Consider the following 18286-nt stretch of genomic DNA (forward strand, 5'->3'; position numbering starts at 1 on the left):
TTTCAAGCACCATGGAGCGTTGCGATGAGCCCAGCGGAACCGGTCACAGGTTTGATTCTTTCCGGCGGCGGGGCTCGGGCGGCGTATCAGGTGGGGGTGCTGGCGGCGATTGCCGAATTGCTGCCGCTGGGCGCGGACAATCCGTTTCCGGTGATCGTCGGCACTTCGGCCGGGGCGATCAATGCGGTCAGCCTCGCCAGCGGCGCCAGCGATTTTCGCGCGGCCATCGAACGCCTTACGCTGTTCTGGCAGGGCTTTCGCAGTCATCGGGTGTTGCGCAGTGACTGGCCGGGGGTGATCCGTCAGGCCAGCCGCTTTGTCAGTCACAGCCTGCTCGGCATCGGTCGCCAACTGCCGGTGGCGCTGCTCAACAGTTCGCCGCTGCGCGAGCTGCTCAATGAAAAACTGCACATGCCCGGTATCGCCGAATCCATCGCGCGCAAGCAATTGCATGCGGTGGCGGTGACCGCGTTCGGCTACGAATCGGGGCAGGCGGTGACCTTCTATCAGGGCGGCGGCACGATCGATGCGTGGTTGCGCCATCGGCGGATCGGCGTGCCGGCGCAATTGTCGGTGGACCATCTGCTCGCCAGTTCGGCGATCCCGTTGCTGTTTGCCCCGGTGAAAATCGGTGAGGAATATTTCGGCGACGGCGCGGTACGCCAGTCGGCACCGATCAGCCCGGCGCTGCACCTGGGCGCGAGTCGGGTGCTGGTGGTGGGCGTCAGCGGCAACCCGCGCGGGTTTGATCCGCAGCAGCCGCTGGAGCGCGCCTACACCGGTCAGCAGCCAACGCTGGCGCAGATCGGCGGGCACATGCTCAACAGCACGTTCATTGACAGTCTGGAGAGCGACATCGAGTTGCTGCAGCGTCTGAACCAGTTCAGCCACCTGATGCCCGAGGGCGTGCCGACTCGTGAGTTGGGCGTGGCGCCAGTGGAAGTGCTGGTGATTGCGCCGAGTCAGCCGATCGATGAAATCGCAGCGCGACATCGACAGGAATTGCCGGCGGCATTGCGTCTGTTCTTGCGCGGCCCGGGGGCGACCAAGACCAGTGGGGCAGGGGTGCTGAGTTATCTGTTGTTCGAGGCGGGGTATTGCAGCGAACTGATCGACCTGGGACGGCGCGATGCGTTGGCCAAGCGTGAGGAGTTGTGCCGGTTTCTCGGGATCACCGAGGCGGTCGCGCCCACCTGATATTTGTGCTGAAGCCATTCGCGAGCAAGCTCGCTCCCACATTGGTTCTGTGTTGGTCACAAAACCAGTGTGGGAGCGGGCTTGCCAGCGATGGCGTCCTTGCAGACGCCAGCGATACCAGGATCAGAAGTGGAACTTCACCAGGAAGCTGGTCACGTTCTGATTGGTGGTGAACGCACGGGTGTCGTCGATCCCGTACTTGTCTTTCCAGTAGTCGTATTCAACACCGACATACAGCTGCTTCTCGCCGAAATTCAGCGCCTTGCCCAGGTCGTATTTGACCTGTGGGTTGAAGTGCAGGTTGGCGTGGTATTCGCCTTTGCTGTTGACGTCGTTGTCGACCACCCAGTCCATGAAACCGTCGATCAGGATGTTCGAGTCGCCAACCGGAATGGTGTAGGACCAGACCGGGGTGATCTGCCAGACGTTGTCACCGGCGCGCGAGCCTTCGGTGTGGCGCTGGTAGAAGTTCAGCTGGAAGTAGTCGAAGCCTGGAATCGCCAGGTCAAAACCCGGGCCGATCAGGTACGACTCGACGTCGCCTTCACCGAACTCGTAAGTCATCGCCAGCAGCACATCCTTGACCGGACCGAATTCGATCTTCTGGTCGAGGATCTTGCCCAGCGACAGGCGTGGGCTGAATTCGCCATAGTAAGTGTTGTTGCCGACGCCGCCATCCGGCTTGCCGTTGTAGAAGATCTTGTCGACGAACAGGAAGTTGTCCCCGTACTTCCAGGCATCGGCGTGCTCGAAGGTGACGGTCTGCTGGATCGCCGGGTTGACCTTGAAGTCTTTGCCGTAGAGGTAGGTCAGGCTGTTGTTCTGCCATTGCAGCAGGCCGTCGGCCATGGCCTCGCCGCCGGCCAGCATCGATCCCGCGAGCATCAGGCTGGTGCACATACGTTTCATTCGGTTGCTCCCAAAGTAGGTGTTCCACGTTTATTTTTTTTAAGATCGGCGCTCTGGTGTGGCGCCTTTTTTCGTCGCTGCAAAAGTCATCCGATCGGTCAGCTTCGCTGGTGATAGCAAGAGCTGGGCCAACGCTTTCGAAAAGCAAAAAAACGCCCGTTCGGCTGCTGAAAAACAGTCGATTGCGCGTGTTTTCGGGATGCCTCGGTACTGACCGGGGCCGGGATAAGTTGGCTTGTCGGTCAGGAATTAAATCCGGGCTTTTTTTTAGACCGAATTCAAGAGGCCGCGGAGAATACTGACTCCTCGGCCAGCTCTCAAGTGCCCCGCAACAGAGCACCGACGACAGGTATGGGGCACGGTTGCGGGCCATCTCAGAAGTGCACCTTCACCAGCAGGCTGGCGGTGTTCTGGTTGGTGTCGAGGTTGTGGCTGCTTTCGACGCCGTATTTGTTCTTCCAGTAGCTGTATTCGGTGCCGACATACAGCTGCTTGTGGCTCCAGCCGAGGGCTTTGCCGAGGTCGTATTTGATCTGCGGATTGATGTGCAGGTTGGCGTGGTAGGTGCCGCGCGAGTTCTGGTCGTTGTCGACCACCCAGTCCAGATAGCCGTCGATCAACAGGTCGGAATTGCCCAGCGGCACGCTGTACGACCAGCCCGGGGTGATCTGCCAGACGCCGTCGCCGGGGCGCGGGCCTTCGGTCTGGCGACGGAAGATGTTCAGGGTCACGTAGTTGAAGCCGGGCACCTTGAGGTCGAAGCCGGGGCCGATCAGGTAGGCCTCGCTGTCGCCTTCGCCGTACTCGTAGGTCATCGCCAGCAGCACGTCCTTGATCGGGCCGAACTCGATTTTCTGGTCGAAGATCTTGCCGAACGAGAAGCGCGGGGTGAATTCGCCGTAGAAGGTGTGCGGGCCTTTGTTGCGGTCTTCCTGACCGTTGTAGAAGATCTTGTCGACGAACAGGAAGTTGTCGCCGTACTTCCACTTGTCGGCGTGCTCGAACGTCACCGTCTGCTGGATCGACGGGTTGATCGCGAAGTTCTTGCCGTACAGGTAGCTCAGGCTGTTGGTCTGCCACAGCAGTAAATCGCCGGCCATGGCCTGACTCGCGGCCAGCAGGCCGCCACTCAACAGAACGCTGGTTTGCGTGCGAATCATCGGTTGCTCCCTCTTGTTTTTATTTTTAAGGCGCAGAGCTGTTTCCCTTTGTAGGAGTGAGCCTGCTCGCGATGGCGTTCTTTCAGTCAACTCAAGTGTTGAATGTCATACCGCTATCGCGAGCAGGCTCACTCCTACAGGGTTAAATCGGTTGCTGTTAATGCTGATGTGCGTGGCAGTCGTTGATCGCTGCGCGTTCGGCGCCGCCGAGGATGTTGAACAGCAGATTCAACGTCAGCGCGCTGAGCGTGGCCATGGCGATGCCACTGTGGGTGATCGGGCTCATCCACAGCGGCAGATGCGCAAAGAACTCCGGACGCACCACCGGGATCAGGCCCATGCCGATGCTCACCGCCACCAGCAGTTGATTACGCCGGTCGCCGATGTCGGCTTCTTGCAGGATCTTGATGCCGGTGGCAGCAACCATGCCGAACATCGCGATCGCCGCACCGCCCAACACCGCCGGCGGAATCGACGCCACCAGGAATGCGGCTTTCGGCAGCAGGCTCAGCACGATCAGCAGGCCACCGGCAACGATGGTCACCGAACGGCAACGCACGCCGGTCATCTGCACCAGGCCGATGTTCTGCGCGAACGAGGAGTGGGTGAAGGTGTTGAAGAAACCGGCGACGAACGAGGCCCCGGCATCGCACAGCAGGCCGCGCCGCAGCATCCGTGGGCAGACTTCCTGACCGGTGATTTTGCCCAGCGCGAGGAACATCCCGGTGGACTCGACGAAGATGATCACCACCACCAGACACATCGACAGGATCGGCGCCAGTTCGAATTTCGGCATGCCGAAGTGCAGCGGGGTGACGAACTGAACCCATGGCGCGTTGGCCATGCCGCTCAGGTCGACCATGCCGATGGCGCCGCACAGCACGTAGCCCAGGCACATGCCGATCAGCACGGAAATATTGACCCAGAAGCCGCGCATGAAGCGGTGGATCAGCAAAATGGTCGCCAGTACCAGAGCGGCGATGGCCAGATAAATCGGTGAGCCGAATTGCGCCGCGGCGGCACCGCCACCGGCCCAGTTCACGGCCACGGGGAACAGCGACAAACCGATCGAGGTGATGACTGTGCCGGTCACCAAAGGCGGGAAGAAGCGCACGACCTTGGACATGAACGGCGCGATGAGCATGCCGAAGAACCCGGCGGCGATGGTCGCGCCGAAGATCCCTTGCAGACCGATACCGGGCATGCCGGCCATGGCGACCATGCTGCCGACGGCGGCGAAACTGGCGCCCATCATCACCGGCATGCGGATGCCCATCGGGCCGATGCCGAGCGACTGGACGATGGTGGCGATACCGGCGACCAGCAGGTCGGCGTTGATCAGGAAGGCAATTTCTTCACGACTCAGGCCAGCGGCCTGTCCGATGATCAACGGCACCGCGATGGCACCGCCGTACATCAGCAGAACATGTTGCAAACCGACCAGGATCAGTTGCAAAAGGGGCAAACGCTGAATGGCGGGTGCGTCGGGGATGCGCGCTTTGGACAGCTCGGACATGCAACACCTCGGATCTTTTTTATTCTTGTGATTGAACAGCTGCCGGGTGGCTCACAGCTGTCCTTTTGCATCATTCATATATGTGGCAAAAAGCTTGTTGTGGTGAGGAAACCATTTGTTATGAGGAGATTTATTGTGGCGAGGGGATTTATCCCCGATGGGCTACGAAGTAGCCCCAAAAACCTGCAATCGCAATACATCAGGCAGATGGTAATTACAGGTATTGCGACGGCTGCGCCGCCGATCGGGGATAAATCCCCTCACCACAGGTAGATCCTCAAGCACAGGTAAATCCCTTCACCCCAAAAGCCTGCTTTTACACAGGCTTTTGTCTGGCTCAGTTGGTCTGGGCTCCCTGGGCGATCCATGCACCGATCAGGTCACGTTCCTGCTGGGTCATCTGCGTGATGTTGCCCAGTGGCATGATCTGCGTGGTGATGGCTTGCGCCTGGATCCGCGCCGCGTTCTGGCGGATCTGCTCGGGGGTGTCGAACATCACACCGGCGGGCGCCGCGCTGAACAACGGGCTGGTCGGTTTGGCCGAATGGCAGACCGCGCAGCGTTCCTGGATCACGTTGTGCACCTTGTCGAACGCAGGGCCTGCGTTGGACGCTTGCGCCGGTGCTGCTGCAGGGGCTGCTGGCGCTGCAGGTGCCGCCGTTTCAGCCGGTTTCGCGCCACCGCCCAGTGCCGTTTCCGGCAGCGGTTGGTACTCGATTTTCGCGGGTGCCTTGGCCACGTCCGGTGCGGTCGGCATCGGCGCAGGGCCGGTGACGTACGCCAGGGTGATCATGCCCACCGCTGCCACGGGCAGGGTCCAGGCAAACTTGTGGCTGTCGTGACGGGTGTTGAAGTAGTGACGCACCAACACCGCCAACACCGCGATCCCGGCCAGAATCAACCAGTTGTACTGGCTGCCGTAAGTGCTCGGGAAGTGGTTGCTGATCATGATGAACAGCACCGGCAGGGTGAAGTAGTTGTTGTGACGCGAACGCAGCAGGCCTTTGGCGGGCAGCGCCGGATCCGGTGTGCGGTTCTCGGCAATCGCGGCGACCAGTGCACGCTGCGCGGGCATGATGATGCGGAACACGTTGCCGACCATGATGGTGCCGATGATCGCGCCGACGTGCAGATACGCGCCACGACCGCTGAACACCTTGCTGAAGCCATACGCCGCGCCGATGATCAGCACGAACAGGATGAAGCCGAGCAGGGCGGGTTTCTTGCCCAGAGCCGAATCGCAGAGGAAGTCGTAGATGAACCAGCCGGCGATCAGCGAACCGATGCCGATGGCCACGCCTTCAGGGCCGGTCAGGCCGCTGCCGGGTGCCACGAGGTAGAGCACGGGATTGGAGTAGAACACCACGCACAGCAGCGCGATCCCCGACATCCAAGTGAAGTAGGCTTCCCATTTGAACCAGTGCAGGTTCTCCGGCATCGACGGTGGGGCCAGTTTGTATTTTTCCAGGTGATAGATACCGCCGCCGTGGATTGCCCACAGATCACCGGCAAGACCGGTTTTCGGGTTGACGCGGTTGAGGTTGTTCTCCAGCCAGACGAAGTAGAACGACGCGCCGATCCAGGCCACGCCAGTGATCATGTGAACCCAGCGCACGCTCAGGTTCAGCCATTCCAACAGATGTGCTTCCACAGTCTTTACCTCTCGCCTGTCACTCTTGTTGTCGAGTGATCAGACCTTCTCTTATTGGTGGGGGGCGAGGATCAAACGCTCATCCTCTTTGAAAAAATGCTCATCGCAGTTATTGCCTGTGCCACTGCGATCAACCACCAGGAAGTCATCCCGCTTTTCGATCGTCAGCACCGGGTGGTGCCAGACGCCGCGATGGTAATTGATGCCCTGCCTGCCGTTGGTGACGAAGGCGCGGACCAAGCCTGATACAGGTACATCGCCAAGTGGCGCGACCACGATCAGAAAGGGGTTGCCGAGCAGCGGAATGAAAGCCTGGCTGCCCAGCGGATGGCGTTCCAGCATGCTCACGGTCAGCGGCATGTCCTGCGCGTCGGCGCGGAAGATGCTGATGATCGCGTTGTCCTCAGGCGTAGCGGTTTCGACCGTCGCCAGTTTGTGGAAGCGCATGGTCGAACCGTTGTTGATCATGAAGTGGTCGCTGCCGTCGGTTTCGATCACGTCACCGAAGGGGGCGAAGGCTTCTTTGGTCAGCGGTTCAATCGTTAGTGTGCGCATGCTGTTCTTCTTATCCGAATTCTGTGTTGTTTGATCTGACGCTTTCGCGAGCAAGCTCGCTCCCACAGGAATTGCGATCAATGCGGGAGCGAGCTTGCTCGCGAATGGTCGCGCCGCTTACTTCGCTACCTTGCCGAGAACGCGCAGGCGACTCACACCACCGTCCGGGAACACGTTCAGACGGATGTGGGTGATCGGGCCCAGTGCCTTGATCTGCTCGACGAAGGTGTGTTCGGCGTGCATTTCCAGCTTCTGGCTCGGCAGCAGTTCACGCCAGAACAGCGACTGGGTTTCGATCTGGCTGTCGGTGCCGCCCTTGACGAACGCGCCCTGGATCGAGCAGGTGTCCGGGTAGTTGCCCTTGAAGTGCAGGGTGTCGACGATGATTTTTTCGATCTCGCCCGGGTGGCCCAGCGCGACGATCACCCAGTCATTGCCCGGGGTGCGACGACGTGCGGTTTCCCAGCCGTCGCCCATGTTGATGCCACGGCCCGGGTTGAGGATATTGCTCATGCGACCGAAGTGTTCGTCGGAGCAGGCGAGGGCGCGGCCACCGTTGAGGGCTGCTGCCAGGTCAACCTGTTCGTTGTCGCCAACAGCGGACCAGTCGCGGAACGGAATGCCGTACACGCGCAGACGGGCGACACCGCCGTCCGGGTAGATGTTGAAGCGCAAGTGGCTGAACGCTTGGTCATTGCTGATTTCGTGGTAGTGGTGGCTGTTGCCTTGCAGCTCGACGGCCGACAGCACTTCAGTCCACTGGGTGTTTTCGTCCGGCTCGCCCGAGGCCAGGAAGCACGCTTCCAGCGAGGCCGATGGCGGGAAGTTGCCGGTGAAGAATGAGGTGTCGATGTCCACGCCTTTGATCGAACCCGGTACGCCCAGGCGGATCACCGCGCTGTCGTAGCCTTCAAAGCGCTTGCGACGCGATTCCCAGCCGTCCATCCACTTGCCGTTGTCGTCGAACACCCCCTCCTTCCACACGGCCGGGGTCGGCTGAAACAGACGATTGGCGTCTGCGAACCAGTCATCGGTGACCGAGATGATTTTGGTGCCCAGACGGGCATCGGCCAGGTTGACGAACTTCTCGAAAGGTACGGCGTAAGCTTTCATTCTTCTTGTCTGCCTTTAATAAGTTGGCTGGGGATGCTTGCAAGGCCCTGGGTGCTCTCCGCGTTTGATGCACTCGGGCCAGGCTTCGCTAGAGAGTCAGTAAACGGAACAGGGCGATCTTGTTGATCTCCGCCAGCGCGCATTTGAATTCGGTGTCGACCGAGTTGTGAATGCGCGTTTCGAACGCCGCGAGGATCTGATGCCGGTTGCTGCCTTTTACCGCCATGATGAAGGGAAACTTGAACTTGGCTTTGTAGGCGTCGTTCAGCTCGGTGAAGCGCTGGAACTCTTCGGCCGTGCATTGGTGAATACCGGCGCCAGCCTGTTCATTGGTGCTGGCTTCGGTCAGTTGGCCCTGGACGGCAGCTTTGCCGGCCAGGTCCGGGTGAGCATTGATCAGTGCCAGTTGACTGGTGTGATCGGCGCTCAACAGGATGTCGCTCATGCGCTGGTGCAGGGTTTCGATCTCGTCGATCGAGGCGTCCGCTCCCAGGTCGTAGGCCTTCTCGGCTACCCATGGCGAATGTTCGTAGATGTCGGCGAAGGCTTTGACGAAAGCGTCGCGGCTCAGGCTCGACGGTTGCAGGGTTTGAAAGCGGCTCATTGGGCGGCCCCTTGGTACGGGTGGGTTTCGTGCCAGTGACGCGCGATGTCGACGCGACGGCTGAACCACACCTGTTCATGACTTTTGGCGTATTCGATGAAGCGCTTGAGCGAGGCCAGACGCGCCGGACGGCCGATCAACCGGCAGTGCAGACCGATCGAAAGCATCTTCGGCGCTTCGGCGCCCTCGGCGTACAGTACGTCGAACGCGTCTTTGAGGTATTCGAAGAAATCGTCGCCCTTGTTGAAGCCCTGCACCTGGGTAAAGCGCATGTCGTTGGTGTCGAGGGTGTACGGGATCACCAGGTGCGGTTTGCCGGTCGGGTTGTTCGGTTCCCAGTAGGGCAGGTCGTCGTCGTAGGTGTCGCAGTCGTAGAGGAAACCGCCTTCTTCCATCACCAGGCGCCGGGTATTCGGGCCGGTGCGGCCGGTGTACCAGCCCAGTGGGCGTTCGCCGGTGAGTTCGGTGAGGATGCGGATCGCTTCGAGCATGTGCTCGCGCTCCTGCGCCTCGTCCATGTACTGGTAGTCGATCCAGCGGTAGCCGTGGCTGCAGATCTCGTGACCGGCTTCAACCATCGCGCGGATCACATCCGGGTGGCGCTGGGCAGCCATGGCCACGGCGAAGATGGTCAGGGGAATGTCGAATTCCTTGAACAGCTTGAGGATCCGCCAGACGCCGGCGCGGCTGCCATACTCGTAAAGCGATTCCATGCTCATATTGCGCGCGCCTTGTAGCGGCTGGGCAGCAACCATCTCGGAGAGGAAGGCTTCGGATTCTTTGTCGCCGTGCAGAATGTTGCGCTCGCCGCCTTCTTCGTAATTGAGCACGAAGGACAGGGCGATGCGCGCGTTGCCCGGCCAGTGTGGGTGAGGAGGGTTACTGCCGTAACCGATCAGGTCGCGTGGGTAGTCAGCGCTCACTGCAGTCTTCCTTCTTATTCGTTGACAGGTTTGTGTAACGGCCTGCACAGGCTGGCGTCACAGCGATGGGCTGATTGTATACAACTTTATTCGCAATTTGTAAGCCTGAATTTTCGCATTTTTCACCGACTGTCATCTTTTGCTGTTAATGGCGTGAGCCTGCAAGAAACCTGCCTGATCAGTCAGCTAATGGTTGTGAGGTTCAATAGCCAAGCGCTTGAGGGGCAGATCAGGGGCAAACGCCCGAATGGCGGGGATGAGGTGAAAAATGTCGTTTTTATTGTGTACAATTTCTTTGAAAAGTGTCTTAATCAGTCGCTCGCCGCAACTTTTCGTGCTCCGAATCGGTGCGGTCTCCTTTTTACCTGACTTCGGGAGGCGCGAAGTCTGACTGCTCTTTGCGGCCAGGCGCGCAGAATCAATGGGACGTTTGACAACACACGTTTTGGACGCTGCACACGGTTGCCCGGGCAGCTCGATCAAGGTCGAGCTGTACCGCGTTGAAGGTTCGCACCTGGAATTGGTCGCCAGTGCGATTACCAACAGCGATGGCCGGGTCGATGCGCCGCTGCTGCAAGGCGATGACTACCGCACCGGGGTCTATCAGGTGCAGTTTCACGCCGGCGATTACTACCGCGCCCGTGGCGTGCAACTGCCGGAGCCGGCGTTCCTCGACGTGGTGGTGCTGCGTTTCGGCATCTCCGCCGAGCAGGATCATTACCACGTACCCCTGCTGATCTCGCCTTACAGCTATTCCACCTATCGGGGCAGCTGACCCCCAAGCAGCTGCCCCCACCGGGAAGCGACTGCGCATATAGCTTCTTTGGTCTTTCGCCCGCTCACACTGCGGGCTTTTTTTCGCCTGGAGGAAAGTGTTGTCTGATCTGACGCCTTCGCGAGCAAGCCCGCTCCCACAAGGGGATGCATTCCAAATGTGGGAGCGGGCTTGCTCGCGAAGCTTTTGCTGTCAGCGGCTCAACAGCGACGCAGCACCGGCACCACTGAACAATCCGGCACTCACCCGGTTGAACCAGCTCTGCCCCTTGCCGCTGCGCAGATAGCGCGCCGCGCCATGTGCACCCAGCCCGTAAGCCAGTTTGCAGCACAGGTCGAGCACCACCCAGGTCGCGATCATGATCAGCAACTGCGGCAGAAACGGTTGTTGCGCGCTAAGGAACTGCGGCAGAAACGCGGCGAAAAACAGAATGTCCTTCGGATTGCTCGCGCCCAAGACAAACGCGCGGCCGAACAGCGTGCGGAAACGTGGCACCGGAGCGGCCTGCGGCACTTCGGCGCCGACCGCTGGCTGGCGCGATTGCTGCCAGCTCTGCCAGGCGAGGTAGAACAGGTACAGCGCGCCGACGATTTTCAGGGCGCTGAACAGTTGTTCCGACGCCAGCAGCAGGGCGCCAAGCCCCAGCGCCGACGCACTGAGCAGGCAGATCGAAGCGATCACGCCGCCGAGAAATGCCGGGTAAGAGCGGCGCAAGCCGTAGTTCAGACTGTTGCTGATCATCAGCAATGACAGCGGCCCCGGAATCAGGATCACCACCAGTGCAGCGCCGCTGAACAGCAGCCAGGTTTCCAGACTCATCACTTTGCTCCTTTTTTTGTTGTACTCAAGAATGTGCAAAAGCCCCACCCGCGAGGGTGAGGCTGGTTTGACGCTTGAACCGCGTGACGCTTACAAGAAGATGAACTTCGCGATGAAGATCGCGCAGAGCACCCACAGGCTGACGGAAATTTCCTTGTACTTGCCGGTACCGGCCTTCAACGCCACGTAGGTGATGAAGCCCAGCGCAATGCCGTCGGCGACCGAGAAGGTCAGCGGCATCATGATCGCTGTGACAATCGCCGGGATGGCGTCAGTGGCCTCATCCCATTCGATGTGCGCCATGCCGCCCATCATCAGCATCGCGACATAAATCAGCGCACCAGCAGTGGCGTAAGCCGGAATCATCCCGGCCAGCGGTGCGAAAAACATCGCGGCTATAAATAGCACACCCACGGTGACTGCGGTAAGACCAGTCCGACCACCAGCCGCTACACCTGCGGCACTTTCCACATAGCTGGTGACGGGCGGAACGCCGACCACCGCACCGAAGACGCTGGAGGCGCTGTCGGCTTTCATCGCTCGGGAAAGGTTTTCGATACGTCCGTCTGCGTTGACCAGATTGGCGCGCTGGGCCACACCCATCAGGGTGCCGGCGGTGTCGAACATGTGCACGAAGAGGAAAGCCAGGACCACGCTGATCATGCTGACGTTGAACACGCCCGCGACGTTCATTGCCATGAAGGTCGGTGCCAGGCTTGGCGGGGTCGACATGATCCCTTCGTAGTGCACGATGCCCAGGCCCCAACCGGCGAGGGTCACGGTGATGATGCTGATGAGGATCGCGCCGAAGACTTTGTGGTAGCTGAGGATCGCGATCATCAGGAAGCAGATCGCCGCCAGCAGCGGGCCGGGTTCACGCAGGGAGCCGAGTTTGATCAGGGTGGCCGGGCTGTCGACGACGATACCGGCGGTTTTCAGACCAATCAGCCCGAGGAACAGGCCGACGCCAGCGCCCATCGCAAAGCGCAGGCTGACCGGAATGCTGTTGAGCAGCCATTCGCGAATGCGCGAGAAGGTCAGGATCATGAACAGCACACCGGAAACAAACACCGCACCGAGCGCGGTTTCCCAGTTGTAGCCCATGGTGCCGACTACGGTGTAAGTGAAGAAGGCGTTGAGGCCCATGCCCGGTGCCAGGCCCACTGGCCAGTTGGCGTACAGGCCCATCAGCAGGCAGCCGAGCGCGGCGGCGATGCAGGTGGCGACGAAGGCTGCACCGTGATCGATCCCGGCATCGGCCATGATGTTCGGGTTGACGAAGATGATGTAAGCCATGGTGATGAAGGTTGTCAGACCGGCAATCAGCTCGGTCTTCACCGTGGTGCCATGCAAGCTGAGTTTGAAGATGCGCTCCAGCACGCCTGTGCGTAAGGGCGGCGAGAGTTCCAGCGTCGATGCTTCGGATTTGCGGCTTTCCACAGCGAGTACTCCTCAAGAGTTTTATTGTTATTTCCAGGGCCGGACCCATGAGGGGTGGCAGCAGCCCTTTGAGGCATACGCGAATTTGTTGACCATGCGGTCAGGAACTCGCACGCAGTGGATTATGCTTTTGTGTACAAATAAAGCAAATATTGTTTTTGGTTTTGTTTACGAAAGGTCAGGCGATAGGGATATATCGCTTGTTCTGGCCCCTTCGGGAGCAAGCCCCCTCCCACAGGGTTCTGCTGGTTACCCATGATTAGGGTCCACTGGATCCACTGTGGGAGGGGGCTTGCTCCCGAAGAGGCCAGTCCAGTCAATCAAGATGTGACTGAGTGCTCCCAAGCGCCATATTCACCGACAACCACCCATTCACCGCCGCCTCCCCAGCCTCAGCAAACACCCGCTCGAGCAATTTCACCTGCTCGCGCCGCAACGCCTGCTCAAACTTCTCACCTTCAGTAGTCAGCTCCAGCAGGCGCTTACGCTTGTCTGCCTCCGACGCCACGCTTTCCACAAGGTGCATTTCCTGCAACTGGCGCAGCGGCATGTTCAGCGCCTGTTTGCTGACGCCGAGCAATCCCAGCAATTCCTTCACACTCAAATTCGGATAACGCGCGATGAAGAACACAATCCGCTGATGCACCCGGGACAGGCCGCGGCGCTCGAGCATTTCATCAGCCTTGGCGGTGAACGCCTGATAGCCGAAGAAAAACGCTTCCATCGCCTGTTGCTGGCTGGCGGGGTTTTTAAGGTCAAGCATGTTGACGTACTCGCTCAAGCTGTCGTAGTTTCAGTCAACCAGTTTGACTCATTTTTCCCAGGCCTCGCTACCGGTGACTCCCATGGCTTTTTCCGAACGTGTTTCGCGCCTTAAAAGTTCTCTGATCCGTGAAATCCTCGCCGCCGCCCAGCGCCCGGAGGTGATGTCGTTCGCCGGTGGCCTTCCCGCCGAAGCCATGCTGCCGAAAGTCGAATGGTCCGAGATGCCGCTGGCGCTTGGTCAGTACGGCATGAGCGAGGGCGAGCCGGCGCTGCGTGAAGCGCTGGCGGCGCAGGCGCGAGCGTTGGGGCTGGAGTGCACGGCGAGTCAGGTGCTGGTGGTCAGCGGTTCCCAGCAGACCCTGGATCTGGCCGCCAAGTTATACATCGACAAAGGCACCGAAATCCTGCTGGAGGCGCCAACCTACCTTGCCGCGTTGCAGATCTTCCAGCTGTTCGGCGCCGATTGCCTGACCGTGCCGCAAGAATCCGACGGCCCCAATCTCGCGCAACTGCGCAGTCGGTTGGAACAGCATCGCCCGGCGTTCATCTACCTGATCCCGACGTTCCAGAACCCCTCCGCCGTGCGCTACAGCGAAGCCAAGCGCGCCGCCGTCGCCGCATTGCTCGATGAATTCGGCGTGACCCTGATCGAAGACGAGCCGTACCGCGAATTGACGTTCGATGGCGGCAGCGCCAAACCGATTGCCGGGCGTTTGCAGAAAGCCAGCTGGATCTACACCGGCACCGTGTCGAAAACCTTGCTGCCGGGTTTGCGCGTCGGCTACCTGATCGCCAGCCCGGACCTGTTCCCGCATTTGCTCAAACTCAAGCAATCGGCAGATCTGCACACTAACCGCATCGGCCAGTGGCAGGCACTGCAATGGATCGGCACGGAAAAATATCAGCAGCACCTGAGCGAACTGCGCGGTTTCTACCGGCAGCGCCGCGATGCTTTCCAGTCAGCGCTGGAAACGCACTTTTCCGATCTGGCGAACTGGAACATGCCGCAGGGCGGGCTGTTCTTCTGGCTGACGCTGAAGCAACCGCTGGATACACGGACGTTGCTCAACGAGGCGTTGGCCAATGACGTGGCGTTCATGCCGGGCGAGCCGTTCTTTCCCGAACCGGATAAAAACCTCGGGCATCTGCGTTTGAATTTCAGTCACATCGATCCGGCGCGACTGGATGAAGGGCTTAAACGATTGGCGACGGTATTGAGGCAGGCGCAGATAGATCAAGCGGCCTGAAAAACGAATAAACCGGCTCTAGGGCCGGTTTATTTTTGTCTGGGATTTGCGTTGGCTGGGAGGGCCTCTTCGCGAGCAAGCCCGCTCCCACAATGGGCTGTGGCGTTCACAAAACCTGTGGGAGCGGGCTTGCTCGCGAAGGCGTCAATCAACCCACCACATAATCATCAGACCGCCGCAAACCGCTTATCCAGATAATCAATGATCACCTTGGACTCATACATCCAGGTCGTCTGCCCATTCTCTTCAATGCGCAGGCACGGCACCTTGATCTTGCCGCCCTGGTCCAGCAGGGTCTGGCGATCCTGTTCATTGTTCTTCGCGTCCTTCAGTGCGACCGGCACATTCAGGCGACGCAGCGTACGGCGGGTTTTCACGCAGAACGGGCAGGCGTGGAACTGATACAGGGTCAGGCCTTTGGCGGCGGCGTTGACTTGCGCCTGTACCTCGGCCGGGCGCTGTTTCTTGCCTGGGCGGGTGATGAAGTCAATGAAGATGATCAGTTGGCCAAGGCCGACACGAAGCGCTTTTACGAACACGTTGAAAGCCTCACGGTGCAAAGAGAGAAGGGCGCGCAGCTTACCCGATTTTTCACAGGCGAAAAAAAACCGGCGATCAACGCCGGTTTTTTTCTGCAGCCGATTACTTGATCAGGCTGAGGAACTCGCTGCGAGTCGCCGCGTTTTCGCGGAACTCACCGAGCATCACCGAAGTGATCATCGACGAATTCTGTTTCTCGACACCGCGCATCATCATGCACATGTGCTTGGCCTCGATCACCACGGCCACGCCCAGTGCTCCGGTGACTTGCATCACCGCATCGGCGATCTGGCGGCTGAGGTTTTCCTGGATCTGCAGGCGGCGGGCGTACATGTCGACGATCCGCGCGACCTTCGACAGGCCCAGCACCTTGCCGCTCGGGATGTACGCAACGTGCGCCTTACCGATGAACGGCAGCAGGTGGTGTTCGCACAACGAGTACAGCTCGATGTCCTTGACCAGCACCATTTCGCTGTTGTCGGAGCTGAACAGGGCACCGTTGGTGACCTCTTCGAGCGTCTGTTCATAACCGCGGCAGAGGTACTGCATGGCTTTGGCGGCACGCTTTGGCGTGTCGAGCAGGCCCTCGCGGGACACGTCCTCGCCCAGTTGGCCGAGAATCGCGGTGTAGTTCTGTTCCAGTGTCACAGGGGCTGATTCCATAAGGGTTTCAGAGGGGTACTGTTTCTGTCTGTACCAATTTTGTACCAATCAAGCTGTTTTCGAGCTTACCGAGTTCACCCCAGTCAGTGCTGGAATTGATCCATCGGGCGTAAGTCGATAGCAACATCTGAACGCTATGACCGAGCTGAGTGGCAATAAACGCAGGGTTCATACCCGCCATGAGGCACATGGTAGCGTATGTGTGTCGGCAGTTGTATTGCCTGCGGCCTCGAATACCTGATTGGGCTGAATTGTAGCTTCAGGCTGTTGAAAGAAAGGAAGTCTTTTGGCTCCTGACTCGGCTGACCCGTAGGAACTGCTGCCGTCTCACAGACTGCGGGAGGTGACAATCAAAACCCCAACACCAGCTGGTTCGATAGCTACGCGTCGCCTACCTTTCGCGAGAGGTTGCTCATCCAGTCCCACCACTTGAGGAGATACCCTATTTCTGATTGGATGATGGCAATATAGCTGCATTGAGTTTCGTAAACACCATACATTACAGAGCAAATTTTGCCAAAAAGGAGCGTCATGAAAGAAGTGGACCTGAATGGTGTTGCGGTAGAACTGGTCAAGCAATTCGCGCAGCCATTGTTCACAGCAGCGAAAACATTGTCAAAAAATCTAACTGATAAGTTTAAAGTTAGACTGGATATGTGTTTGACTGAGTATATAAAGACCAACTATTTTCGCTATTCTCGAACTAAAACTTTGCTGTATAGGGGAGCTCCCGTAAATTTGCGCGATTTTTATGTTCGTACTGACTTGTCTACGGATGCAGGGATCGTTTCAGAAGATCAATTTATAGGGCATGTTGAAAAAAATCAGCGTATCGTGATTACAGGTACGGCGGGATCTGGGAAGTCCACTTTTTGTAGAAGTGTGTTTGTGGAGTTGGTGGAGAAACCACAGGGCATTTTTCCTGTGTTTGTAGAACTTCGAAATTTAAATACCGAAGTTGATTGTAGTCTTTTGGCTTATGTTTTGAAAATGCTTCAAGAGTTTGAGGTTGAATTCACTAAAGGTCAGCTGGATGATCTTTTGAGGCTTGGTAAGGTTCTATTGATTTTTGATGGTTTTGATGAAATAAACAATGAAAAGCGTGATGTGTACGAAGCTGAGCTTACAGCGCTGTCTAACAAATATCGAAAGATCATGATGTTGGTTTCCAGTCGGCCCGATCACAGGTTTGGATCATGGGAGAATTTTTATCAGTATGATGTTTTGCCGCTAGATAAAGAAAAGGCCTTAAGTCTTGTTGAGAAATTGAATTACGATGCACAGGTGAAAGCTAAGTTTTTACAGGCTCTAGATAAAGATCTTTATGATAGGCATGAGAGTTTTGCTGAAAATCCTTTGTTGTTGACTATGATGTTGCTAACGTATGAGCAAATAGCCGAAATTCCGAACAAGGTTCATTTGTTTTATGAGCAGGCATTTCTTACTTTGTTCAATAAGCATGACTCCCTGAAAAGTTTATATAAAAGAAAATCTTGGTCTGGATTGCCTTTGGATGATTTTAAGAAGGTTCTCTCAGCATTCTCTGTTCTAGGTTATGCAGATAGAAAATATTCTTTCAGTGAGTCGGAGCTTCTCGAGTACGTTAGGAAAGCGGGTGGGGTATATAGTATCGCTTTTCAACCAGATGAATTCATTAGGGACTTGTTAGATAGTGTATGTATTTTGCAACGTGATGGACTGAATTTTACGTTTACTCATCGCTCTTTTCAGGAATATTTCACGGCGCTATTTTTGGTTGGTTATGTAGCAACTAATAAGTTTGATTTGTTTGGCAGGGTGTCGCTCTCTAACTCGAGGGATGATGTCATTCCTATGGTTTTTGATATGAATAAGGATTTGATTGAGCAAGAGTGGATTATTCCGCGACTCGAGAAATTAAAAAAATTTATCACGGTTGAAACACCTATAGAACGTGTTGCTGTGGTTGCGAAAATATATGATGCGATTAGATGCCATAAAACTAGCGAAGAGACGCTTTACGGTTTTACTCTCAATGCTCGCAACGAGTGGGCCACATTTTTAAACGTGGTTTATCAATTGTACAGGAGCGAGCTTGTCGTAAGTGTGAATCCGAAGTATTTATCTTTAACATCTAATGATGATGCTTTAGGCGAACTTTTTGACTGGTCTAATTTAAGTTATGGGGCCATTACAACCTTGTCATTCAAGAAGCTGCGCGGTCAAGCGAATGGGTTTGACGTAATCAGCCAGTCTTATACGCTGCAGAAGTGCTATGTTCGTTTCGAGTTTTTGATGGAAAAATTAGAGTCATTGAAGGCCCAGTATGCGCAAAAACAAAAGGATTTTGCCTCGATGCTGATGGGCGGGTGAAAGGGGCTTAGGTGAGGGGGGCGTTGGACTACTAATCCTTCGTACCCCCTGTATACA

Annotated in this window: 17 protein-coding genes and 1 pseudogene; 4 read left to right on the top strand and 14 right to left on the bottom strand. The window is 57.4% G+C overall.

The window, feature by feature from the left end; all coding sequences use genetic code 11:
- The first annotated feature begins 24 nt into the window (after positions 1-24).
- Positions 25-1197: a patatin-like phospholipase family protein gene (locus KCG87_RS24815; RefSeq protein WP_210559050.1), complete on the top strand. Its 1173-nt coding sequence runs from the start codon at positions 25-27 to the stop codon at positions 1195-1197.
- Between the two features lie 123 nt (positions 1198-1320).
- Here KCG87_RS24815 and KCG87_RS24820 read toward each other — a convergent pair whose 3' ends face one another.
- From KCG87_RS24820 to puuE, 8 genes are all read right to left on the bottom strand, one after another.
- Positions 1321-2106, bottom strand: coding sequence for an outer membrane protein OmpK (locus tag KCG87_RS24820; protein WP_027613346.1), 786 nt, complete (start codon positions 2104-2106; stop codon positions 1321-1323).
- Between the two features lie 374 nt (positions 2107-2480).
- Positions 2481-3266 (bottom strand): outer membrane protein OmpK, encoded by a 786-nt coding sequence (locus tag KCG87_RS24825; protein WP_027613345.1) that lies wholly within the window; start codon positions 3264-3266, stop codon positions 2481-2483.
- Between the two features lie 157 nt (positions 3267-3423).
- On the bottom strand, positions 3424-4782 hold the full coding sequence (locus tag KCG87_RS24830) for a nucleobase:cation symporter-2 family protein (protein ID WP_047292943.1): 1359 nt from the start codon (positions 4780-4782) through the stop codon (positions 3424-3426).
- Between the two features lie 337 nt (positions 4783-5119).
- Positions 5120-6433: a urate hydroxylase PuuD gene (locus KCG87_RS24835; RefSeq protein ID WP_134785817.1), complete on the bottom strand. Its 1314-nt coding sequence runs from the start codon at positions 6431-6433 to the stop codon at positions 5120-5122.
- A gap of 51 nt (positions 6434-6484) precedes the next feature.
- A complete protein-coding gene (locus tag KCG87_RS24840) occupies positions 6485-6988 on the bottom strand; it encodes an ureidoglycolate lyase (protein ID WP_027613342.1) in 504 nt (167 codons plus the stop codon).
- Positions 6989-7105: 117 nt separating this feature from the next.
- Positions 7106-8101, bottom strand: coding sequence for an allantoicase (gene alc, locus KCG87_RS24845; protein WP_003223166.1), 996 nt, complete (start codon positions 8099-8101; stop codon positions 7106-7108).
- A gap of 88 nt (positions 8102-8189) precedes the next feature.
- Entirely contained in the window at positions 8190-8705 is a 516-nt protein-coding gene (gene uraD / locus KCG87_RS24850; RefSeq protein WP_135295277.1) for a 2-oxo-4-hydroxy-4-carboxy-5-ureidoimidazoline decarboxylase, read from the bottom strand.
- On the bottom strand, positions 8702-9628 hold the full coding sequence (gene puuE, locus KCG87_RS24855) for an allantoinase PuuE (protein ID WP_096797017.1): 927 nt from the start codon (positions 9626-9628) through the stop codon (positions 8702-8704). The genes uraD and puuE overlap by 4 nt, the downstream gene beginning before the upstream one ends.
- A 421-nt stretch (positions 9629-10049) precedes the next feature.
- Here puuE and uraH point away from each other — a divergent pair, with 421 nt between their 5' ends.
- On the top strand, positions 10050-10403 hold the full coding sequence (gene uraH / locus KCG87_RS24860; protein ID WP_003223171.1) for a hydroxyisourate hydrolase: 354 nt from the start codon (positions 10050-10052) through the stop codon (positions 10401-10403).
- 192 nt (positions 10404-10595) lie between these two features.
- Here uraH and KCG87_RS24865 read toward each other — a convergent pair whose 3' ends face one another.
- The 3 genes from KCG87_RS24865 to KCG87_RS24875 form a co-directional block, all read right to left on the bottom strand.
- Entirely contained in the window at positions 10596-11222 is a 627-nt protein-coding gene (locus KCG87_RS24865; RefSeq protein WP_003223174.1) for a LysE family translocator, read from the bottom strand.
- Between the two features lie 90 nt (positions 11223-11312).
- Entirely contained in the window at positions 11313-12662 is a 1350-nt protein-coding gene (locus KCG87_RS24870; RefSeq protein ID WP_027613339.1) for an NCS2 family permease, read from the bottom strand.
- 316 nt (positions 12663-12978) lie between these two features.
- The gene (locus tag KCG87_RS24875; RefSeq protein ID WP_134785821.1) at positions 12979-13425 is read right to left on the bottom strand and encodes a MarR family transcriptional regulator; all 447 of its coding nucleotides are present in this window, start codon (positions 13423-13425) and stop codon (positions 12979-12981) included.
- An 82-nt stretch (positions 13426-13507) separates the two neighbouring features.
- On the opposite strand from KCG87_RS24875, the gene KCG87_RS24880 reads away from it, so the two are divergent.
- Positions 13508-14674, top strand: a complete 1167-nt coding sequence (locus KCG87_RS24880; RefSeq protein ID WP_210559051.1) for a PLP-dependent aminotransferase family protein — start codon at positions 13508-13510, stop codon at positions 14672-14674.
- A gap of 167 nt (positions 14675-14841) precedes the next feature.
- On the opposite strand, the gene KCG87_RS24885 is transcribed toward KCG87_RS24880, so the two are convergent.
- The 3 genes and pseudogenes from KCG87_RS24885 to KCG87_RS27530 form a co-directional block, all read right to left on the bottom strand.
- Positions 14842-15213 (bottom strand): glutathione S-transferase N-terminal domain-containing protein, encoded by a 372-nt coding sequence (locus KCG87_RS24885; RefSeq protein WP_007960660.1) that lies wholly within the window; start codon positions 15211-15213, stop codon positions 14842-14844.
- A 103-nt stretch (positions 15214-15316) separates the two neighbouring features.
- A complete protein-coding gene (gene folE / locus KCG87_RS24890) occupies positions 15317-15862 on the bottom strand; it encodes a GTP cyclohydrolase I FolE (RefSeq protein ID WP_019826593.1) in 546 nt (181 codons plus the stop codon).
- A gap of 22 nt (positions 15863-15884) precedes the next feature.
- Positions 15885-16115: pseudogene (locus tag KCG87_RS27530) on the bottom strand (site-specific integrase); the annotation flags it as partial.
- 293 nt (positions 16116-16408) lie between these two features.
- Between KCG87_RS27530 and KCG87_RS24895 the strand changes: the two are divergent.
- Positions 16409-18229 (top strand): NACHT domain-containing protein, encoded by a 1821-nt coding sequence (locus tag KCG87_RS24895; protein ID WP_210559052.1) that lies wholly within the window; start codon positions 16409-16411, stop codon positions 18227-18229.
- Positions 18230-18286 lie beyond the last annotated feature (57 nt).

This window comes from Pseudomonas sp. MWU347 (assembly GCF_017947305.1).
GTDB classification, from domain to species: domain Bacteria; phylum Pseudomonadota; class Gammaproteobacteria; order Pseudomonadales; family Pseudomonadaceae; genus Aquipseudomonas; species Aquipseudomonas putida_A.

Coding starts and splice junctions, on each gene's coding strand:
- KCG87_RS24815 (WP_210559050.1), top strand. CDS start 25: ATGAGCCCAGCGGAACCGGTCACAGGTTTGATTCTTTCCGGCGGCGGG.
- KCG87_RS24820 (WP_027613346.1), bottom strand. CDS start 2,106: ATGAAACGTATGTGCACCAGCCTGATGCTCGCGGGATCGATGCTGGCC.
- KCG87_RS24825 (WP_027613345.1), bottom strand. CDS start 3,266: ATGATTCGCACGCAAACCAGCGTTCTGTTGAGTGGCGGCCTGCTGGCC.
- KCG87_RS24830 (WP_047292943.1), bottom strand. CDS start 4,782: ATGTCCGAGCTGTCCAAAGCGCGCATCCCCGACGCACCCGCCATTCAG.
- KCG87_RS24840 (WP_027613342.1), bottom strand. CDS start 6,988: ATGCGCACACTAACGATTGAACCGCTGACCAAAGAAGCCTTCGCCCCC.
- alc (WP_003223166.1), bottom strand. CDS start 8,101: ATGAAAGCTTACGCCGTACCTTTCGAGAAGTTCGTCAACCTGGCCGAT.
- uraD (WP_135295277.1), bottom strand. CDS start 8,705: ATGAGCCGCTTTCAAACCCTGCAACCGTCGAGCCTGAGCCGCGACGCT.
- uraH (WP_003223171.1), top strand. CDS start 10,050: ATGGGACGTTTGACAACACACGTTTTGGACGCTGCACACGGTTGCCCG.
- KCG87_RS24865 (WP_003223174.1), bottom strand. CDS start 11,222: ATGAGTCTGGAAACCTGGCTGCTGTTCAGCGGCGCTGCACTGGTGGTG.
- KCG87_RS24875 (WP_134785821.1), bottom strand. CDS start 13,425: ATGCTTGACCTTAAAAACCCCGCCAGCCAGCAACAGGCGATGGAAGCG.
- KCG87_RS24880 (WP_210559051.1), top strand. CDS start 13,508: ATGGCTTTTTCCGAACGTGTTTCGCGCCTTAAAAGTTCTCTGATCCGT.
- KCG87_RS24895 (WP_210559052.1), top strand. CDS start 16,409: ATGAAAGAAGTGGACCTGAATGGTGTTGCGGTAGAACTGGTCAAGCAA.